The organism is Plesiomonas sp. ISS29 (assembly GCF_056522795.1).
The window spans coordinates 2,659,787-2,681,275 of sequence record NZ_JAWRZQ010000001.1 but is presented as its reverse complement, the minus strand read 5'-3'; the positions used below and the strand labels follow the sequence as shown (position 1 = coordinate 2,681,275).

At 48.8% G+C, this 21,489-nt stretch carries 16 protein-coding genes; 8 read left to right on the top strand and 8 right to left on the bottom strand.

The genetic code is table 11. The annotated features are described in order from the left end of the window. Positions 1–26 precede the first annotated feature (26 nt). Positions 27–1,487: an aminoacyl-histidine dipeptidase gene (locus AC1HDJ_RS11995; RefSeq protein ID WP_479536001.1), complete on the bottom strand. Its 1,461-nt coding sequence runs from the start codon at positions 1,485–1,487 to the stop codon at positions 27–29. 1,225 nt (positions 1,488–2,712) lie between these two features. On the opposite strand from AC1HDJ_RS11995, the gene gpt reads away from it, so the two are divergent. The 8 genes from gpt to AC1HDJ_RS11955 all read left to right on the top strand — a co-directional run bounded on the left by gpt (position 2,713) and on the right by AC1HDJ_RS11955 (position 13,925). Then, the gene (gene gpt, locus AC1HDJ_RS11990) at positions 2,713–3,174 is read left to right on the top strand and encodes a xanthine phosphoribosyltransferase (RefSeq protein WP_438623752.1); all 462 of its coding nucleotides are present in this window, start codon (positions 2,713–2,715) and stop codon (positions 3,172–3,174) included. A gap of 90 nt (positions 3,175–3,264) precedes the next feature. After that, positions 3,265–4,515: an esterase FrsA gene (gene frsA, locus AC1HDJ_RS11985; protein ID WP_479536000.1), complete on the top strand. Its 1,251-nt coding sequence runs from the start codon at positions 3,265–3,267 to the stop codon at positions 4,513–4,515. Between the two features lie 63 nt (positions 4,516–4,578). Beyond that, positions 4,579–4,977 (top strand): sigma factor-binding protein Crl, encoded by a 399-nt coding sequence (gene crl / locus AC1HDJ_RS11980; RefSeq protein ID WP_479535999.1) that lies wholly within the window; start codon positions 4,579–4,581, stop codon positions 4,975–4,977. A gap of 141 nt (positions 4,978–5,118) precedes the next feature. Continuing rightward, positions 5,119–6,222 (top strand): glutamate 5-kinase, encoded by a 1,104-nt coding sequence (gene proB / locus AC1HDJ_RS11975; protein WP_479535998.1) that lies wholly within the window; start codon positions 5,119–5,121, stop codon positions 6,220–6,222. A gap of 11 nt (positions 6,223–6,233) precedes the next feature. Then, positions 6,234–7,493 (top strand): glutamate-5-semialdehyde dehydrogenase, encoded by a 1,260-nt coding sequence (proA, locus tag AC1HDJ_RS11970; protein ID WP_479535997.1) that lies wholly within the window; start codon positions 6,234–6,236, stop codon positions 7,491–7,493. A 484-nt stretch (positions 7,494–7,977) separates the two neighbouring features. Next, positions 7,978–9,258, top strand: a complete 1,281-nt coding sequence (locus AC1HDJ_RS11965; protein ID WP_479535996.1) for an efflux RND transporter periplasmic adaptor subunit — start codon at positions 7,978–7,980, stop codon at positions 9,256–9,258. Positions 9,259–9,291: 33 nt separating this feature from the next. Continuing rightward, complete coding sequence (locus AC1HDJ_RS11960) at positions 9,292–12,537, top strand: efflux RND transporter permease subunit (protein WP_479535995.1); 3,246 nt, start codon at positions 9,292–9,294, stop codon at positions 12,535–12,537. Further along, complete coding sequence (locus AC1HDJ_RS11955; RefSeq protein WP_479535994.1) at positions 12,534–13,925, top strand: efflux transporter outer membrane subunit; 1,392 nt, start codon at positions 12,534–12,536, stop codon at positions 13,923–13,925. The genes AC1HDJ_RS11960 and AC1HDJ_RS11955 overlap by 4 nt, the downstream gene beginning before the upstream one ends. 173 nt (positions 13,926–14,098) lie before the next feature. Here AC1HDJ_RS11955 and lipA read toward each other — a convergent pair whose 3' ends face one another. The 7 genes from lipA to mrdA form a co-directional block, all read right to left on the bottom strand. Continuing rightward, positions 14,099–15,064: a lipoyl synthase gene (gene lipA / locus AC1HDJ_RS11950; RefSeq protein ID WP_479535993.1), complete on the bottom strand. Its 966-nt coding sequence runs from the start codon at positions 15,062–15,064 to the stop codon at positions 14,099–14,101. Then, a complete protein-coding gene (lipB, locus tag AC1HDJ_RS11945; protein ID WP_479537132.1) occupies positions 15,057–15,767 on the bottom strand; it encodes a lipoyl(octanoyl) transferase LipB in 711 nt (236 codons plus the stop codon). Before lipB ends, lipA begins: the two co-directional genes overlap by 8 nt. Before the next feature lie 219 nt (positions 15,768–15,986). Further along, complete coding sequence (gene ybeD / locus AC1HDJ_RS11940) at positions 15,987–16,253, bottom strand: DUF493 family protein YbeD (protein WP_438623761.1); 267 nt, start codon at positions 16,251–16,253, stop codon at positions 15,987–15,989. A 176-nt stretch (positions 16,254–16,429) separates the two neighbouring features. Beyond that, complete coding sequence (locus AC1HDJ_RS11935; RefSeq protein WP_479535992.1) at positions 16,430–17,608, bottom strand: serine hydrolase; 1,179 nt, start codon at positions 17,606–17,608, stop codon at positions 16,430–16,432. A 119-nt stretch (positions 17,609–17,727) separates the two neighbouring features. Then, positions 17,728–18,438, bottom strand: coding sequence for an SPOR domain-containing protein (locus AC1HDJ_RS11930; RefSeq protein ID WP_479535991.1), 711 nt, complete (start codon positions 18,436–18,438; stop codon positions 17,728–17,730). An 8-nt stretch (positions 18,439–18,446) separates the two neighbouring features. Then, positions 18,447–19,559, bottom strand: coding sequence for a peptidoglycan glycosyltransferase MrdB (gene mrdB / locus AC1HDJ_RS11925; RefSeq protein WP_479535990.1), 1,113 nt, complete (start codon positions 19,557–19,559; stop codon positions 18,447–18,449). Then, a complete protein-coding gene (gene mrdA / locus AC1HDJ_RS11920; RefSeq protein WP_479535989.1) occupies positions 19,552–21,459 on the bottom strand; it encodes a peptidoglycan DD-transpeptidase MrdA in 1,908 nt (635 codons plus the stop codon). The genes mrdB and mrdA overlap by 8 nt, the downstream gene beginning before the upstream one ends. Between the last annotated feature and the right edge of the window lie 30 nt (positions 21,460–21,489).

Genomic DNA, 21,489 nt, shown 5'->3' with positions numbered 1-21,489 from the left:
TAACACTAACCTTGTTTTAACGCAGTTTATGCCCGCTCAGGGATATTTTTCAGCAGCTGAGTTAATAGCTGCCAGTATTTATCTACACTGGCAATGTGCACACGCTCATCGGGTGAGTGCGGGCCACGAATGGTTGGGCCGACAGAGACCATATCCATTTGCGGGTACGGCTCTTTGAACAGACCGCACTCCAAACCAGCATGGATCACCATAATGTTCGGGGTTTTATCAAACATTGCTTGATAAGTCTCACGAACAACCTGCATGATAGGTGACTGATTGTCTGGTTTCCAGCCCGGATAACCACCCTTAAAGACCGCTTCAGCTCCCGCCAATTCAGCCAGAGCCGACAGCATTTTTTGTACACCGCAGCGGCCGCTATCGATCAGTGAACGGATCAGGCAAACAATCTGCACACCCTGTTCCGAGGTAGTCACTACACCCAGATTTAATGAGGTCTCAACCACACCAGGTACGGCATCGCTCATCCGCATCACACCATTCGGGCAAGCATGCAGCAGTGCCAGTAAACGCTGTTGTGCGTCGGCGGCAAACACTTGCGCAGGCATTGGCGCACTCTCAAGCAGAACGGTCAGATTTGGTTCAACAGCACTCAGCTCACTGCGCTGAATATCGGTAAACTTATCAACCAACGCACGCAGACGTGCCACATTGGCTGTTGGCACTAACAGAGTGACAGAGCCTTCGCGCGGAATAGCGTTACGCAGTGTACCGCCCTGAATATTGGCAAGGCGCAGACCCAACTCTGCTGCATGGCCAAACAGGAAACGGCCCAGCATCTTGTTCGCATTACCCAGATACAGGTGAATATCACCGCCTGAGTGGCCGCCTTTTAACCCTTTAACCGTTAGGGTAAAGGCCTGCATATCCGCCGGTGCAGTTTCTCGTGCAAAAGGCAGCGTCATCGTGGCATCAATACCACCGGCGCAACCCATGTAGATTTCGCCTTCCTCTTCGGAATCGGTATTGATCAGAATTTCACCCTGCAACCAGCCGCTTTGCAGGCCGAAAGCACCGGTCATGCCGCTCTCTTCATCAATGGTCAGCAAAACTTCCAGCGGGCCGTGTTGTAGATCATTGGCCGCAACCACCGCCAGTGCTGACGCCATGCCAATACCGTTGTCCGCGCCGAGGGTTGTTCCCTGTGCTTTTACCCACTCGCCATCGATATACGGGCGAATCGGGTCTTTGGTAAAGTCATGCACCGTATCGTTATTTTTTTGCGGCACCATATCTAAATGGGCTTGCAAAACAACCGGCTTACGGTTTTCCATTCCTGCTGTTGCAGGTTTGCGGATCAGAATATTGCCAACCGCATCACGCTCAACATGCAGGCCAGCCCCTTGCGCCCACTCAACAATGAAGCTTGCTAACGCCTCTTCATGGTGTGAAGGGTGTGGAATAGAACAAATTTTTTCGAAAAATTGCCACAAAGGTTGTGGTGACAGATGGCCCAATTGAGACACGGCGGGAACTCCTATCAATACAGAAAACAGATACAGTGACAACCGCAGCAATATATTCAGCCCATACCAAAGCGCACTTTGGCGGCGATACTCTGTGATTGTGTGCTTTAAATTGCGTGTTGAATCATGAACTAAATCCTGCCTGCTTTACGCTTAATCTGTCAAAGAAAACAGAATGTTATTTGGTCAGCACAGGCTTATTAAGCACAGCATACCACTGCAAAGACATCTGTAGGAAATTATCACCGATAGCAGGGCCGCATTTTTGTATCTTATTTTAACGATAACAAAAAAGAACAGAACGAAACGTTTGGTGGTTATCCGTACAAAAGCTGTAATTTTTAGATCAAAAAAAGCCTATATTTTGTGTGATGATTGTATTTATGTGATTTTTATCACTGAGTATTGTAATTAAATTTCAAAGTGATATTATTTTAACCGTTGAGAAAAACAACGAATCAACATGCAACGCAACCTAAGTTATGCAACGCAACTTTAGAAAGCTTAAGGATTAAGCCCGTGTCTCACGCCTCCAAGGAACTGAGAACAAGTTAAAGGCGCCGCATCGGTCTTTAGTAACACTTGTTAATGAGGTGATTTATGCAAGGTATTTATTGCGATTTGTTCTGGAATCGTCGTGGAATTTACACCGGCAATTTTGTTTATCCGCGTGAATTTGGTTATTAATTTTACGCGTTAGTCACTGTTATACCACCCTGTGCCGGCACTGCTGTTGTGGCATAGTGTAATCCATTCGTTCATCCCTATTGGCACATCGGATTCTGATGTACCACACCTGATTCCTAGGTATTTTCACCACCTTCCTCGCAAGGTGGTTTTTTTTGCCCATTTTTTACCCTCTGCATGCCGAGTATGCGCGTTGTTGAGTGATTTCGCGCCCGATCTCCTGAAATTATGCATAATCAGAGGCATAATTACTGGTCTTTAGGTTTTCTTGTCTCTATAATCTCGCCCCAACAGTTTTTGGCTCTGTTTTTATCCACCCTAGCAAACGTTTGCTGGCAGCGCAGAGCGTGAAACCGATTTCATTAAAGTGATGGCGTAGTAACGCAGAAAAGTAAAATAATGCAGAAAAAATAAAAGTGTCAGGGCTAAGTTGGATAGAGCACTGTTTTACTGAAATCGGTTTTTATCTTTTACTCAATAATTCCTACAAAAATAACGTAGCCCACAAACTCTGCGGGTTATGCTTGAGGTTACCGTTATGGCTGAAAAATATATTGTAAGTTGGGACATGCTGCAGATCCACGCGCGGAAACTGGCACACCGTTTACTGCCTGCTGAGCAGTGGAAGGGGATTATTGCGGTCAGCCGTGGCGGGCTTGTTCCGGCAGCACTGTTAGCGCGTGAATTGGGTATTCGCCATGTAGATACGGTCTGTATCTCAAGTTATGATCATAATCAGCAACGCAACTTGACTGTGCTTAAGCGCGCAGAGGGTGATGGTGAAGGCTTCCTGCTGGTTGATGATTTGGTTGATACTGGCGGCACGGCAAAAGTGCTGCGCGATATGTACCCGAAGGCCCATTTTGTGACTATGTTCGCTAAGCCTGCTGGTCGCCCGTTGGTTGATGACTATGTTATTGATATTCCGCAAGACACATGGATTGAACAGCCGTGGGATATGGGTATCACTTTTGTACCGCCGGTTTCAGGGCGTGACTGATTTTTCTGATAAGACCTCGCATCTTGCGGGGTTTTTTTTTATGCGGTAGCGTAGACTCAACGAATGTGATGTTTGGAGAGTATTACGTCAATGTCTGCCCCTATTAATCGATCGCACAGCCTGTTCAAACCGCAACCTGATCTGAACCAGCAAGAGACATCGAGCATTGCCAGCCGACAGCGAAATACGTCTCAGCCTGAACTACACTCTGCACTTGATGGTGATACCGACCCTCGCTGGTATCGGCTTATCAACCGTCCGCTTTGGATCTGGCGTGGTATCAACCCGATTGATCTTGAAGAAATCTTGGCCAAAATCGCCGTCAGCAGCGCCCCGCGTACACAATCACATTTACTCGATACCGTAGTGGGTTACCGCAGCGGAAACTGGATTTTTGAGTGGGCGCAAAAAGCCATGCACTGGCAGCAAACCGCTCAGGAGTGTGACGATCCGCAGCAAGCTGGAGAGTATTGGCTGCAAGCGGCTATGCACTACAGCCTTGCCGGTTACCCACATTTACGCGGCGATCAGCTGGCCGAACAGGTTGATGTGCTGGCCAGCCGTGCTTATCAGGCCGCTGCCGGTTGTCTGAGTTACTCACTACGCCCACTGACATTTCAGTACGAAGGTTTACCGCTGACCGCCTGTTTACATCTGCCGGGTGATGATGGCCCTTATCCGGTGGTACTGGTCTGCGGTGGGTTAGATAGCCTCTCGACTGATTATCATCGGCTGTTTCGGCACTATTTAGCCCCTAAAGGGATAGCTATGCTGACGCTGGATCTGCCCTCAATCGGTGCATCGGCACGCTGGAAACTAACGCAAGATACCAGCTGCCTCCATCAGGCGGTATTACAACAGCTAGAGAATGAACCTTGGGTTGATCACCACCGAGTGGTGGCTTTTGGTCTGCGTTTTGGTGCTAACGCGGCGCTGCGTCTGGGGTATCTTGAGCCGCAGCGGTTACGTGGTGTGGCATGCTTAGGTGCGGTAGTGCACCATCTGTTTGCCAATGCACAGCAGTTTGAACAAGTGCCACAAATGTATGTTGATATGCTGGCCAGCCGGGTTGGCATTGATGCTAGCGCACATGATTTGTTGCGTGCAGAGCTGCAAAGTTACTCACTGAAAACTCAAGGGTTGTTGGGGCGGCGCTGCCGCGTACCGGTACTGGCTGCCGGTGTGGATGATGATCTGTTTTCACCCAAAGAAGAGAACCGGTTTATCGCCATGTCATCGGTTGATGGGAAGCGTATACAGATCCCCGCTAGCCCGTTACAAACCGGATTTGAGCGCATAATGGTACAAATAACCGATTGGATAGACCAAAAACTCATATAAAACAACTTGCTTAAATTGCCCCTTTTACGGCAACAATAGATATTACGTACAAAGGAGGTAGGTATGCAGGTTATCGGACAATCACGCTCACGTTTAATTCGCAAATTTGCGGCTCTCGGGCCGTATATTCGTGAGCACCAGTGTCAGGAGCAGCAGTTTTTCTTTGACTGCTTGGCCGTATGCGCCAATCCACGGCTTTCGACCGAAAAGCGTGAGTTCTGGGGGTGGTGGATGGTGCTCAATGCTACTGAAACGGGCTTTGAGTATCACTATCAGGTTGGTTTTTACGATAACCAAGGCGATTGGCTGCCCAAGCATCCTACTGATGAAGCCATTACCGAAGAGATCCAGCGCACACTGCAACTGTTTTATCCGCGTTTGGTGGATTGCCTACAGCTGCTGGATATCTCTTTACGACCCGCCGCAGCTATTGCCGGACGTGAATTGAGTACTGCTGCGTAGCGTTTCATATCCCCATACACCTTTCCGGCATCTTTCCGGTAAATAGTTTTCAGTATTTTAGCGCTGTCTGTTGGCAGCGCTTCCACAAGCTGCTACAAAAAGGGTTCACTTCCTTCATCTTAGGATTCAAGGCATTACCCTATGAACCGTAGCCAGACTATCGTTGTGAAATTAGGAACCAGTGTGCTCACCGGTGGCTCGCGCCACCTGAACCGCGCACACATGGTGGAGTTGGTGCGCCAGTGCGCACAGATGCAGCAGGCCGGTCATCGTATCGTGCTGGTGACATCAGGGGCGATAGCCGCCGGACGTGAACATTTAGGCTACCCCGAACTCCCCCCCACAATGGCTTCCAAACAACTGTTGGCTGCGGTAGGGCAAACGCGTTTGATTCAGCTGTGGGAACAACTGTTTTCGATTTATGGTCTGCATATCGGGCAGATGCTGCTGACGCGGGCTGATTTGGAAGACCGTGAGCGTTTTCTCAATGCCCGCGATACGCTGCGTGCTCTGCTTGATCAGAAAATCGTGCCGGTCATCAATGAAAATGATGCTGTTGCTACCACTGAAATTAAAGTAGGCGATAACGATAATCTCTCTGCGCTGGCCGCCATTCTGGCTGATGCCGATAAGCTGATTTTACTGACCGATCAAGCTGGATTATTTACCGCTGATCCGCGCAGCAATCCGCAGGCGGAATTGATCCGCGAAGTGCATGGCATTGATGACCAACTGCGCCTGATTGCCGGAGACAGCGTTTCCGGTTTGGGAACCGGCGGCATGAGCACCAAACTGCAGGCAGCAGATGTGGCAAACCGTGCCGGAATTGAAGTGGTGATCGCCGCTGGTCAGCAAGCTGGCGTGATTGCTGATGTGGTGGCTGACCTCTCGGTGGGTACCCGCTTTCATCCTCAGGAAACCCCACTTGAAAACCGTAAACGCTGGATTTTTGGGCCACCCCCAGCCGGAGAGCTGATTGTGGACATGGGGGCTGTGAGCGCCGTGACTGCGCGTGGTAGTTCGCTGTTGCCAAGCGGGATCCAGCAGGTCACCGGAAATTTTTCACGCGGTGAAGTGGTGCGAGTACGCGGTATTGATGGTCGGGAGATCGCGCGCGGCATGAGCCGCTATAACAGCGATGCCTTGGCGCTTATCGCCGGACACCAATCACAACAAATCAGCGATATTTTAGGCTATGAATACGGCGCGGTCGCCATTCACCGTGACGATATGATTTTGATTTAAGGATGAAAGTGATGAATCAATTAACCGAGATGGGAAAGGCGGCCAAACAGGCCTCTTACCGTTTGGCTACATTAACTACCGCAGAGAAAAACCGCGCGCTGCTCTTTATCGCCGATGAGCTTGAGGCACGCAGTGCAGCTATTTTAGCGGCCAATGCACAAGATATTACTGCAGCGAAACAGGCCGGATTAAGCGCTGCGATGCTTGATCGCCTATTGCTGACGCCTGAGCGTTTAACTGCTATCGCCAATGATGTGCGCGCTGTGGTAACGCTGGCCGACCCTGTTGGGCAAGTGCTGGATGGGCAACAACTGAGCAGCGGTTTGAATTTAATCCGCAAACGCGTACCACTCGGGGTGATTGGCACTATTTATGAGGCTCGCCCGAATGTCACCATTGATGTGGCTTCACTGTGTCTGAAAACCGGTAATGCGGTGATTTTGCGGGGCGGAAAAGAGACGGTACATACCAATCAGGCGATGGTCGCCGTTGTGCAGCATGCCCTGAGTTGTTGTGGTTTACCGGCTGGTGCGGTGCAGTCAATTGATGATCCTGACCGTGCTCGTGTTACTGAGTTGCTGCGGTTAGATCGCTATGTTGACATGATTATCCCGCGTGGCGGCAGTGGTTTGCACCGCCTTTGCCGTGAGCAGGCAACCATTCCGGTGATTATCGGTGGTATTGGTGTATGCCATATTTTTGTTGATGCGAGTGCTGATTTAACTGCCGCTGTAGCGGTGATTGATAATGCAAAAGTACAGCGCCCGAGTGTCTGTAACTCCTTGGAAACGTTGCTGGTACATCAAGAGGTGGCGGCTACATTTTTACCGTTACTGGCTGATTACCTGCACAGTAAGGGCGTAACCCTGCATGCTTGTCCACAAAGCGCGGCATTGCTGGCTGGTAGCCAAGCATCTGTTGTTCCGGTTCAAGCACAGGATTATGACGATGAGTGGTTATCACTTGATCTCAACGTCAAGATTGTTGCTGATATTGATGAAGCGATTGCTCATATCCACCAGCATGGCAGTGGCCATTCAGACAGTATTCTGACTCAGACCTTTACTCATGCTGATCGTTTTACGCTTGAGGTTGACTCTTCAGCGGTGTATGTCAATGCCAGTACGCGTTTTACTGATGGCGGGCAGTTTGGGTTGGGGGCAGAAGTGGCGGTGAGCACACAAAAACTGCATGCCCGTGGCCCGATGGGGTTAGAGGCATTAACAACGTATAAATGGATTGGTTACGGTAATAATTTGATCCGCAGTTAGTGATTTTCAGTGCGCTAAACAGGGGTTGATTACACAATGTGTGAGCAGTTATCCACACATTGATATTGAATTGATAGCAACCGTATGAATATACCTAGAAATACCGCCTGAACATCATATCCGCTTATTTGTATTGTCACCGTGCAGCGTATGTTGCTGTACGGTGTACCGAGGTTGGTTTTTCCCTTTTTCTTGTTTGCCCTCTTATTTTTTTCCGCAAAATACGCACGCCTCTTCTATGCTGATTAAAGCGTCATTGAAGCAATCTGTCGTTATCTGCCGAATGTGTTGCACCTGCTGTATTTGTATCTAGGCTGTGTTTGTATCTAGGCTGTGCTATATCGAGAAAGTGGCCAGCACAGCCACTGTCTGACCACCGAATAACATAGCTATTAAACAGCACTAACATCGCAGAATGACCACACCCGATGTCGCCTAAACCCTGTGGGGTGTTCACTTCCTGAAATATAACAAGGATATGATCATGCGCTTTTTCTTTTCTGAGAATGCTTACTGGCGAATCGGGTTTCACCGGTCTCTGACTGGGGTGTTGTTGTTGCCCTTATTTTTATTGCAGGGATGTGAAGACAACGCCGGTGACGCGGCAGTATCGGCTGGTGCAGTGCCTGCTGTGCCGGTGAGCGTGCAGTTTTTACAGGGGAAATCAGTACCGGTTGATTTTTCGTTTGTCGGTCTGACGAAAAGCTCGCATCAGGTCAATATCGTTTCACGGGTGAATGGTTTTTTAGATAAGCAGATGTATAAAGATGGTGCATTTATTAAGCAGGGCGAAACCCTGTTTTTGATTGATCCCAAACCTTTTCAGGCGCTACTGCAAGCTGCTCAAGCGGCATTGACACAGCAGAAAGCTAACTTGCTGGTGGCACAGCAAAATCTGGCCCGTATTAAACCGCTGGCTGCCCAAAATGCAGCCAGTAAGAAAGATTTAGATCAGGCAATCGGTCAGGAAAAAGCGGCACAAGCGCAGGTAGAGATGGCTAAGGCGCAGGTTGTTCAGGCTCAGTTGAATTTGAGCTATGCCACTATCAAAGCACCATTGAGTGGGATCAGTGGTGAGCGGCTGGTGGATGAAGGTACTTATGTCACCGCCACTGATCGCCTGACCTATGTGGCGGCACTATCACCTATGTGGGTTAATTTTAGTATCTCAGAAGCGCAATCATTAAAGCGTGATGAACTGGTGCGTAAGGGGCTGTTGAAGTTACCGGCGGATAACTCACTGAGTGTGGAACTGACACTGTCGGATAACTCACAATACGCCGAAACCGGCCGCATTACATTTGCCAATGCGGAATACAACTCACAGACCGGTACTTTTTTAGTTAGAGCCAGCTTCAACAATGCCGAAGGGGCTTTACGCCCTGGGCAGTTTGTACGGGTGACGGTGAAAGGTGCTGTTCGACCTGATGCGATAGCCGTTCCACAAGCTGCAGTGATGCAAGGCGCTACAGGGCATTTTGTTTGGGTGATAAATAAAGAGAACAAAGCAGAGTATCGCCCCGTGACAATGGGGGATTACAGCGGCAATGATTGGATTGTTGATGAAGGGCTATCTACCGGTGAGCAGCTAGTGGTGAAAGGCGGGATGACCTTACGGCCTGATGCACTGGTTACCCCGACACTGCTCAGTGCAATACCCGATTCAGAGAATGAGGCAACGGTTGACTCGGTAGGAAAAGGGGCAAAAGCCGCGGTAACCGATACACAGGTTAAGTCGTCAGCGTCCGCCACTGCGGCGCATTAAACCCTGCCATAGCAGCCCTTTTGAGGTGTAGCCATGTTCTCTCGAGTCTTTATTGAACGGCCCATTTTTGCTAGCGTGTTATCACTGATTGTGGTGCTGGTGGGCAGTATAGCGGCGTTAAATCTGCCGATAGAGCAGTACCCGACCATGACACCGGTGCAAGTGCAGGTAACTGCTGTCTATCCGGGGGCGGATGCTCAAACGTTATCGCAATCTGTAGCTGGGCCGATTGAGGCACAGATTAACGGTGTCGATAACATGTTGTATATGACATCGAGCAGCTCATCGAATGGGCAGATGACCATTAGCGTCTATTTCTCACTCGATACTGACCCTGACATTGCACAGGTACAGGTGCAAAATAGGGTCAGTTTGGCCTTGCCGCAACTGCCACAAACCGTGCAGCAAAATGGCGTGCAAGTGCAAAAACGCACCTCCAGCATACTTATGTTAGTCGGCGTGTACTCCCCCGAAAACCGCTATGATGCCAACTACATTGCCAACTATGCCAACGTTTATGTGCTTGATGCCATCAAACGAATACCGGGCGCAGGGCAAGCCTCAGTACTGGGGGCGGCAGATCAGGCCATGCGTATCTGGCTGAACCCCGAAAAAATGGCGAGCCTTGGTGTCACCACATCTGATATTCAGCAGGCTGTATCTAACCAAAATAAGCTGTTTAGTGCTGGTCAAATAGGGCAAGCACCGAATCAGGCCTCAACTCAACTGACTTACCCGCTGGTAACACAAAATCCGTATGTGAAGCCCGAACAGTATGAAAGCATTATTTTACGGGCGGATAACAGCGGTGCTGCACTGGTACGCTTACAAGATGTGGCACGGGCAGAGCTTGGGTTAAAACAGTACATCGTGAATACCGCAATGAACCAAACGCCGGCCACCTTTATTGCCGTGTATCTGGCTCCGGGGGCAAACGCGCTTGATGTATCGAACAACGTATCGGCAACACTAAAAAACCTCAAAAGCACTTTTCCGAGTGGATTGGATTACAAAATCACCCTTGATACCACAGATTTTGTGCGGATATCGATTGAAGATGTGCTGCATACACTGGTTGAAGCCATCATTTTGGTGATTGCCGTGGTCTACCTGTTTTTGCAGAGTATCCGCGCCACTATGATTGCGATAGTTGCCGTGTTTGTTGCCCTGATAGGGACATTCGTCGGTATGTTGGCTTTGGGGTTCTCCATCAACTTACTGACGTTGTTCGGTATGATCCTCGCGATAGGCTTGGTGGTAGATGATGCCATCGTGGTGGTTGAAAACGTTGAACGCTTAATGCATGAGAAACTGCTTTCGGCAAAAGAGGCCTCGCTTGAAGCGATGGCCGAGATCTCAACCGCGCTGGTTTCGGTCGTTTTAGTGCTCTCTTCGGTTTTTATTCCGGCCGCATTTTTAAGTGGTACAACCGGGCAGCTGTATAAACAGTTCGCCGTGACCATCGTGATTTCGGTGGTGTTGTCGGGGTTTGTCGCGCTGACGTTAACTCCTGCGCTGTGTGGTATTTTTCTTAAACCGGGCAACAGTGCCAATCGTGGTTTTTTTGGCTGGTTTAATCGCCAATTTGCTGCACTGACCACCCGCTACGGGCAGGGTGTACGCTTAACCATCCAACGTTCAACGCTCGCACTGGTATTAATGGCGGTGATGATAGGCAGCATTGTTGTGATGTTTCGCAGCCTACCATCAAGCTTTGTACCACAAGAGGATCAAGGGTATGTGCTGGCGGGGGTAATTTTACCCGATGCTGCGAGTATTCGCCGAACGCAAGAAATTACCGATCAGCTCGATGCCATATTTGCAGCTAACCCCAATGTTGAGACTCGTACCGCCATTACCGGTTTTAATTTGCTCGACAGCTCGTTTAAAACCAATACTGCCACCTTCTTTGTGACACTCAAATCATTTGGTGATCGCACTGAGGCCTCACAATCAGCCGAAGCTATTTTGCAGGATATTGCCAAGCAAACCAAAGGAATTCAGGGTGCATTTATCTTACCTATCTCCCCTCCGGCCATTCCGGGTTTAGGTACTACGGGCGGTTTTCAGTTCTGGATACAAGATTTGAGTAACGGCTCACTGGCTGAATTGCAGCAGGTGACGAATCAGTTCTTAGCCAAGGCGCGTCAGAACCCGACCTTAACCGGGCTTTCATCAACATTTAACGCTTCGAGCACCCAGCTAAAAGCCGAGATTAGCCGTGATAAAGCCATGCTACTGGGCGTACCGATTCAAGATGCTTATGGCACATTACAGACCTTTTTGGCGTCATCCTCAGTCAGCCAATATTTTGATTTGAGCCGGGTGTGGAATGTGGTGTTGCAAGCCGAAGCGCGTTATCGCGATGATCCAGTCTGGCTTGGCAAGTTATACACCCGCAATAATCAGGGCAATATGATCCCGCTTTCTGCGGTAATGGAAACCCGTTACGGCGCAGGCCCTGATTTAGTACCGCACTTTAACGGCTTTCCTTCTGCACAAGTCAATGGCTCGGCGGCACAGGGTTATAGCTCAGGGCAGGCAATCTCTGTGATGGAAGATATCGCAAAAGAGGTGTTACCGCCGGGGTACAGTTTTGCGTGGTCAGGTCAGGCGTATGAAGAAAAGCAGGCGGGCAGCACCTCAACCGTTGCGTTTGCACTGGGTTTGGTGATCGTATTTCTCATCCTTGCCGCACAGTTTGAGTCATGGACACTGCCTTGCGCCGTACTAACGGCTGTACCTTTCGGGTTGGTCGGCTCGCTGCTATTTACCTTGCTGCGCGGCCTTGAAAATGATGTCTATTTCCAGATAGGCCTGCTGGTGTTGATTGGGTTAGCGGCAAAGAATGCGGTGTTGATTATTGAGTTCGCCGTTGAGCTGCATCACCGTAAAGGGCGCAATTTACTTGAATCAGCCATTGAAGCCGGTGAGCTGCGTTTACGGCCGATTGTGATGACATCACTGGCCTTTATCCTCGGTACTCTGCCGCTGATGCTGGCCAGTGGTGCGGGGGCAAACTCGCGCCACTCCATCGGTACCGGCATTGTCGGCGGTATGATAGGGGCAACCACGCTGGCACTGTTTTATGTCCCGCTGTTCTATGTGCTGTTTGAGCGCTTAGCCAACCGCAAGCAGAGCAAAAATCAACACACTGATTTGCAGGATGCAGAGCAACAGCCAGATATACCGAGTGCCAATCAGCAGCCTGTTACGGATACGGTGAAAACCACAACCCTATCTCCGAAATCTTCTGATACTGATAAGGCAAAATTATGAAGCGTTTACTGTTGAACGTGACAATTTCTTTGCTGTTAAGCGGATGTATCACCCCGTTTAGCTATCAGAAACCAGACATCAACACGCCTGCTGATTGGCGTGTTCCCCCCGAACAAGCCAGTAAGCAAGTGCAGCTAAACTGGTGGAAGCAGTTTAATGATCCGGTGCTGACATCATTAATTGAAAGCGCCTTGCGTGAAAACTTGGATCTTGTTATTGCTACTCAGCGTATTGAAGAGGCTGCTGGCATATTGCAAGAGACTCGTTCTGATCTCTATCCCCAATTAGGTTACGGCGCAAATGCGGGGAAACAGCGGCGGTTAGATATCTATTCGCCGAGCTACCAACTGGGTATTACCGCCAGCTGGCAACTAGATCTGTTTGGACAACTGCGGGCGGCCACCGAAGCGAGTAAAGCGAATGTATTGAGTGCCGAGCAAGCGCGCCAGTCAGTGCTGCTCTCTTTAGTTATTCAGGTGGCCAACAGTTATATCCAGTTGCGTAGTTTGGATAAACAACTTGATATTGCACAGCGAACAGCAAGTACGCAGAAAGAGTCACTCCGTATTTTTAATTTGCAATATCAGGCTGGAGTGATCACGTTATTGCAGTTAAATCAGGCGCAATCGCAGTATTATCAGGCACAAAGTGCTGTGCCGCGTTTACAAGATTTAATCAGCCAGCAAGAGAACGCATTATCCATTTTACTGGGAAAGAATCCGCAATCTATTGCACGCGGAAAAACACTCGATCAACTAACATTGCCGGCCATTCCGGCGGGGTTACCGTCGGATATATTGCAGCAACGGCCTGATATTCGTGCCGCAGAACAAGATCTGGTTGCGGCACAGGCCAATTTAGCCGCTGCCCGCCTTGCCTATTTCCCGACTATCTCACTGACCGGCGTATTGGGCAGTTTAAGTATGGCACTTAGTGATTTGCTAACTGGGCCTACCGCATTCTGGAGTCTTGGTGCTGATTTAAGTGGCCCTATTTTTAGTGCTGGTGGTATTGAGGGGAAAATCAACCAAGCCTCTGCCCGTGAAAAACAGCTATTGGCTCAGTATCAAAAAACCATCCAAGCTAGTTTTGCTGACACAAATAATGCGCTATCGGCAGTGGTGAAATTGAAAGCCCAGCAAGATACCTTACAACAACAAGTCGCTTCATTGCGCAGCTATGCCAAACTGGCTAACTTAAGTTATGAAAGTGGAAATACCCCGTATCTGGAAGTGCTAGATGCCCAGCAAAGCCTGTTTAATACCGAATTAAATCAGGTGCAGGTGCAAGGGCAGGCGATACAGGCCATTGTTAATGTGTATGCGGCCATGGGCGGTGGCTGGGTGGAAGAAGCTAATCGTCTGACAGTCAGCGGAAAGACGCGCTAGTACTGTTATATCGCTAAGGTAAAAGAGGATCGCGCAAGGGAATAAAAAACCGCCATCAAGTCTGATGGCGGTCTTAAGAGGTATCGTTGATACTATCTGCCGATTATTGGCTGGTTAGTTGCCTTTTATGATTAATCATCATATTGATAGCCGGCTGATAGCTAAAGCTAATATCAACGAATCTCTTCACCTTTGGCTTGCAAGTCAGCATGATACGATGAGCGAACAAACGGGCCGCAAGCTGCATGGGTAAAGCCCATTGCCATAGCCTGCGTTTTAAACTCATCAAATTCAGCTGGGCTAACGTAGCGCTGTACCGGCAGGTGATGGCGGCTCGGTTGCAGATATTGCCCCAGTGTCAGCATGGTGACACCGTGATCGCGCAAGTCTTGCATCACCTGCAAAATCTCTTCATTGGTCTCACCTAGGCCCATCATCAAACCTGATTTGGTTGGAATATAAGGGTGCGCCTCTTTAAAGCGCTTTAACAGCGTGAGTGACCACTGATAATCCGCACCCGGACGAATTTGGCGATACAAACGTGGAACGTTTTCCAGATTATGGTTGAAAACATCTGGCGGGGTTGCCGTTAATATCTCCAGTGCGCGATCCATACGACCACGGAAGTCAGGTACTAGCGTTTCGATGCGGATTGACGGGCTTTCGGTACGAATGGCACTGATACAATCGGCAAAGTGCTGAGCACCACCATCACGCAGATCATCACGATCAACTGACGTTACCACCACATATTTGAGTTTCATATCGCGGATAGTGCGGCCAAGTTTGGCGGCTTCTTCGGTATCAACCGGTAGCGGACGGCCATGGCCGACATCACAAAACGGGCAGCGGCGGGTACAAATAGCACCGAGGATCATAAAGGTTGCCGTACCGTGGTTAAAGCATTCAGCCAGATTCGGGCACGAGGCCTCTTCACAGACCGAGTGCAGGCCGTTTTTGCGCATTGCAGATTTAATTTCTTGAATGCGTGAAGAATCAGCGGGAAGTTTGATCTTCATCCACTCAGGTTTACGCAGTACAGCAGGTTGTTCAGCGGCAACATTTTTTACCGGAATCAACGCCATTTTATCGGCATCACGGTATTTTACGCCGCGCTCAATTTGAATGGGTTTACTCATGGGTCAGTGATTTCCAAGAAGAGTGCTCAACGTTGTGATAGCCGAGCAAAGTAATGAATTCCTGCACCAGAACTGACTCTACCTCTGCAATGTTTGTCGGGCCGCCCAGATCTGCTGTCTGAGTCATTTGCATGCCGACATAGCCGCAGGGGTTAATTCGGGTGAAGGGGGATAAATCCATATTAACATTCAGTGCCAATCCGTGGAACGAACAGCCTCTGCGGATACGTAGCCCGAGAGAGCAGATTTTCTTTTCAGGGAGATGTGCCGTATTTAGCCCAGCGTTAGGATGTTGAGTGGCAACATACACACCGGGCGCATCAGCACGTGCGTGGGCATTAATAGAGAAATGCGCCAGTGTGTTGATCACGCAATTTTCGATATGGCTGACCAGTTCACGAACACCGAGCTTACTGCGGCGCAGATCAATCAATACGTACATAACGACTTGACCGGGGCCATGATAAGTCACCTGACCACCCCTGTCTGACTGCACAACAGGAATATCACCGCATGCCAGCAGGTGTTCTGCTTTTCCAGCCTGACCTTGTGTGAAAACCGGATGATGCTCAACCAACCAAATTTCATCAGCGGTATCTGATGTACGCTGATCGGTAAATGCATGCATAGCACGCCAGATAGGTTCGTAATCTTGTTGCCCGAGCTGGCGAACAATTAAGGTTTGATGTTGCAAAAGCATCACCACGCAGTTGTGAACATTATGCTCATTATACGGACTTGTTTCACAACCGGAACCTGAAATTAGCGGCTATCACATGATAATGGCAGCCTTGTATGGGTTGGTGTGAAAATGATCAGAGAGGATATGTTCTGTGCTGGTACTGCTTGGCAGCATAGTTTGATAGCACAGAACACGATTTTACACCCCGTTCGGGGCTATATTCCGAACAGTATACAAAGATTACAGAACCATACGTACGATATCGATAGCACCTAGCTCTTCATACAGGGTTTCAACTTGATCAATATGGGTTGCGGTAATGGTCACTGATACTGAGTGGTAAGTACCTTTACTGCTTGGTTTTACCGCTGGGGTGTAATCACCCGGCGCATGTTTTTGTATAACAGTAACCACTTTGTCAACCAGCTCAGGTTGAGCTAAACCCATGACTTTATAAGTAAAAGAACATGGGAACTCGAGCAGTTCATTAAGTTTTGTTTTTTGCATAGTCAGTACTCCTGTCAGGAGGGGAACGCAGAATAAAAAAATGACCCCAGTATTCACTGGGATCATCCTTGATAGTATATCGCGTTGATATAAGCAGCCTGCCGGTGTGTTGCAGTATCAGGCTATATCGTCGGCAGAGAAATCGGTTTCTCTATACAGACTATATGGGGGCGAAATTAGCCAAACCAACGGTGGAACAGCAAAGTAAAGTAATCTGCCAGTCGGCTAAACATGCCGCCTTCTTCTACGGTATTTAATACAACCAGCGGCTGTGTATCAACATCTTTTCCATCAAGCTGGAAGAAAATCTTACCGACAACATCACCACGGGTCAGCGGTGCTTTTAGCTCTTTATCAAGCTCAAAACGTGCTTTGAGATCATTGACACGGCCACGCGGCACAGTGATATAGACATTTTTCAGCACGCCAAGGCTGACGTCTGAGGCATCACCAAACCAGACACGCTCTTTGGTAAATTCACGATCTGCTTTCAGTGGCTCAATAGTTTCAAAGAAACGGAAGCCCCATGTCAGCAGTTTTTTGCTTTCTGCTGCACGTTGTTGTGAGCTAGATGCACCAATGACTGCGGCAACCAGACGCATTTGGCCCTCTGTTGCAGAAGAGACTAAGTTAAAACCTGCCGCCGCTGTGTGGCCAGTTTTGATGCCATCAACATTTAGGCTCTTATCCCACAACAGTGAGTTGCGGTTTGGCTGGGTAATGCCGTTGTAGGTGAATGATTTTTCTTTATAGATAGCGTATTCATCAGGCACATCACGGATCAGCGCTGAGCCTAGAGTAGCAAGGTCGCGTGCGGTACTGTACTGGTCTGGGTTATCCAGCCCGTGCGGGTTCATAAAGTGTGAGTTGCTCATGCCAAGCTCTTTGGCATACTTGTTCATCATGTCGGCAAATGAGTCTTCACTGCCGGCAACATGCTCAGACATGGCAACACACGCATCATTACCCGACTGGATAATAATACCGCGGTTTAGATCGGCAACTTTAACCGGCTTACCCACTTCGATAAACATCTTCGAGGAATCTGGGTAGTTTTTACTCCACGCATTTTTACTGACAATGACAACATCATCCGGTGAAATTTTACCGGCTTTGATTTCACGGCCAATAACATAGCTGGTCATCATTTTGGTCAGGCTGGCTGGCAGAATTTTCATGTCAGCATCACGCTCAGCCAAAATTTTTCCGGAGTTGTAATCCATCAAAATATAGGATTTTGCAGCAATACTCGGTGCAACAGGGATCGTGGTATCTGCAAAAACATAAGATGCAGAAACAGAGATTGTGCCCAGCAGCAAGAAGCGTGCTGATTTAGTTAATCGGGTTAATTTCATGGTCTGAACAACTTCTTCCATGGCTAAAGTAAAGGATTAATGTAAACAAAACATCAGTGTTTATTTGTGTAAAGTATGCACAGTTTATATGCGCATATTATAGGTACATACCCATACACTTAATGCGTATCGGCATTTGCAAAAGCAAATGCTTGTGGATAGTTTTCATTTTTTAGCTGATCACGCAGTGCTTCTGCCTGCGCACGGCTGGCAACTGGCCCAAGTTGTACCCGATAAAATGCACCGGCTTGTTCTATCTTCCCACCAATACTATGGCTTTGTTTGAGTTGTGTCAGTAGGTTTGTTGCACGGGCCTGATCACTGATAGCCACCACCTGAACGGTAAAACTGGTTGCCGAAGCATCAGCAGTGCTGTTAATACGTGGGGTATGCGTGCGTGCTACCGGTGCCGCTGTCGGTGCGGTTTCAGGTAAAACTTCAGGTTCACCGGCAGCTGGGCTGATATGAATACGGGTGCTGTTACCTTCGGTACTAACACGAGTGGTGACGCCATTTTCATCTGTATTACTGTACATCGGTAACGGATCAGGCTGTGCAACAATTGGCGCTGGTTGCGTGATATAGCCGTTGTTGTCTGTACTGCTGATGGCGGATACAGATTGTTGTGTCGATGCGCCCATTGCGGTGCTTTGATCTTGAGCACTGCTGAGGGTTTCCATTTGCGGGGTCATATCCAGCGCAAAAGATTGTTGCTCTTCTTCTTGCTGCGGTGGATTAGCCACATCATTTGTTGGTGCAGGTTGTTGTGATACACAACCTGCTAGTAACAACAGGCTTATCAGCAGTGGGTAAATACCATAGTTACGCATCTGTTCCCTTATACGTTTTTAGATAGCATTTTTCGGTGGGTGTGAATAGACATTACTATGCCAAATCCTGCCATCAGTGCAATGATTGATGTGCCACCGTGACTGATTAATGGCAACGGTACGCCAACAACCGGTAAGATACCACTCACCATACCAATGTTAACAAAGATATAAACAAAGAAGATTAGCGTAATACCACCTGCCAATAATCGACCAAAGGCAGTTTGGGCACGTGAGGCGATCGTTAGCCCACGCGCAATAACAAAGATATACAGTGCCATCAGCACCAGAAAACCTATCATCCCCAGCTCTTCTGCTATTACGGCAAAGATAAAGTCGGTATGGCGCTCTGGCAAAAATTCGAGCTGTGATTGTGTACCGTGCAGCCAGCCTTTACCGAATACGCCACCTGATCCAATCGCAATTTTTGATTGGATGATGTGGTAGCCTGCACCGAGCGGATCGCTTTCCGGATTAAGCAGAGTCAGTACGCGTGTTCGCTGATAATCGTGCATCAGGAAGAACCAGAGTACCGGCACAAAGGCGGCAATCAGCCCAACTGCGATTAAGATTAAATACCAGCTGATCCCCGACAGAAAGACGATAAAAATACCGGATGCCGCAACTAAAATCGATGTGCCTAAGTCAGGCTGTGCAGCCACCAGCAGGGTAGGGACAAAAATAAGCGCGAGTGCGATGGCGGTATTCTTCATCGACGGGGGCATTGGTTCGCGGCTGATAAAGCGCGCAACCATCAGTGGAACCGACAATTTAACCAATTCAGACGGCTGAAAACGGACAAACCCAAGATCAAGCCAGCGCTGTGCACCTTTTGAAATTGCACCAAACAGATCAACGAGGATTAGCAGTATTACGCCGACAATATACAGGTAAGGAGCCCAAGCCTCATACACCCGCGGAGGGATCTGCGCCATGATAAACATAGCCAGCAAGCCCAAGCTGACTTGGGCAATTTTACGCTCGATCATATCCATGTCTTGACCACTGGCGCTGTACATGACAAATGCGCCCATCATGAGCAGCAAAAACAGGCCGGTCAGCAGTGGCAGGTCAATATGAATACGGTCACAGAATGAGCGTGGCCGATTGGTGTCAGTCATTCGGTGTATTATCCTCTTGTGAAGCGTTATCAACAGGCTCAACAGCTTGTTTGCCTAGCAGTACATGGTCGAAAATTTGTCGGGCAATCGGTGCACCATTAGTTGAACCACCACCGGCATTTTCCAGCAAAATAGAGACAACCACTTGTGGGTTTTCATACGGTGCAAAGCCCGTGAACCATGCATGATCATGTAAATTTCTGGCCAGTTTCTTGGCATCATAGGTCTGGTTGGCAGCCAGGCTAAATACCTGTGCTGTACCGGATTTTCCTGCTGATTTATATGGTGTGCCGAAAAAGGATTTACGGGCTGTACCGTTACTGCGGTGGTTTACGCCGTACATACCATCTTTGGCAACTTCCCAATATCCTGACGTTTTGACGCCAATTGGCGGCAGTTTCTCATCAGGATAATTCATGGTTATGCCATTTCCCTGAATGGATTTAAGCAGGTGTGGCGGTTTAACCTCACCATCGTTGATCAAGATGGTCATGGCTTTCGCCAGTTGCAGCGGGGTGGCTGTCCAGTAACCCTGACCTATCCCGACAGGAATAGTATCGCCCTGATACCAAGGTTTGCGATGGCGGGTTATTTTCCATTCACGAGATGGCATGATGCCGGGGCGCTCTTCAGAGATATCGATACCGGTAAACTGGCCAAAACCAAACCGTTTCATCCAGTCAGAGAGGCGATCAATACCCATATCATAAGCAACCTGATAGAAGAAGGTATCAGCAGATTCTTCAATAGCCTTGGTTATATTAAGCGTACCATGCCCCCACTTTTTCCAGTCACGGTAGCGTTTCTCTGTGCCCGGTAGCTTCCACCAGCCCGGATCAAATAAGGTGGTTTTGGTGGTGATAACACCGGTTTCAAGTGCAGCAACCGTGATAAAGGGCTTAACGGTTGAGGCCGGCGGATAGACGCCCTGCGTTGTTCGGTTAATCAACGGTAAATCGGGATCATTGAGTAGGGCGCTGTAGGTCGAGCTTGGAATGCCGTTAACAAATAAATTCGGATCGTAACTTGGGCTAGAGACCATCGCCAGTACACTGCCATCACGCGGGTCAAGCACTACCACTGAGCCGCGGCGTCCGGCCAGAATTTTTTCTATGTACTGCTGCAGCTCTAAATCAAGGCTCAGGGTGATATTTTGTCCGGCAATCGGCGGTTGCTCACGTAGTTTGCGGATCACTTTGCCACGGTTGTTCACTTCAACTTCTTCTGAACCGGTTTGGCCGTGCAGAATATTTTCGTAGTAACGCTCAATACCCAGCTTTCCGATATCGTGCGTACCGGAGTAGTTGGCAAGCTTGTCTTGTTTGCTTAACCGTTCGACATCTTTGTCGTTAATTTTTGCCACATAGCCGATGACATGGGTTAGAACCGGCCCATAGGGGTAGTAGCGTTTCAGGTAGCCTCTAACTTCAACGCCTGGGAATAGGTATTGATTAATGGCAAAACGGGCAACCTGTTCTTCATTCAGTGGTGTTTTGATGGCAATAGAGGTGAAACGGCGGGCGCGTTTTCGCTCTTTTCTGAAATCGGCAATATCGCCATCGGTTAAACCGATAATCGGTTTAAGGGCCTCTAGCGTTTTATCTACGTTGTCGACTTTTTCCGGCATCATTTCCAGCTGAAATACGGTGCGATTTTCGGCCAATAAAATGCCGTTGCGATCGTAAATTAATCCCCGGCTTGGGGGAATCGGCAGCAGTTTGATTCGGTTATCATTCGAGCGAGTTTGGTAATCTTCGTAGCTTTGCACTTGCAGATGATAAAGATTTGCCACCAGAATGCTGCTGAGCAGTAAAATACCGATAAAGGCGACCACAGCCCGTCGAACAAACAGCGCGCTTTCTGATGAGTGATCACGAAAATGAGTACGATCCTGCTTCATTCGCTAATAAAATCCCAATGGCAATGTATC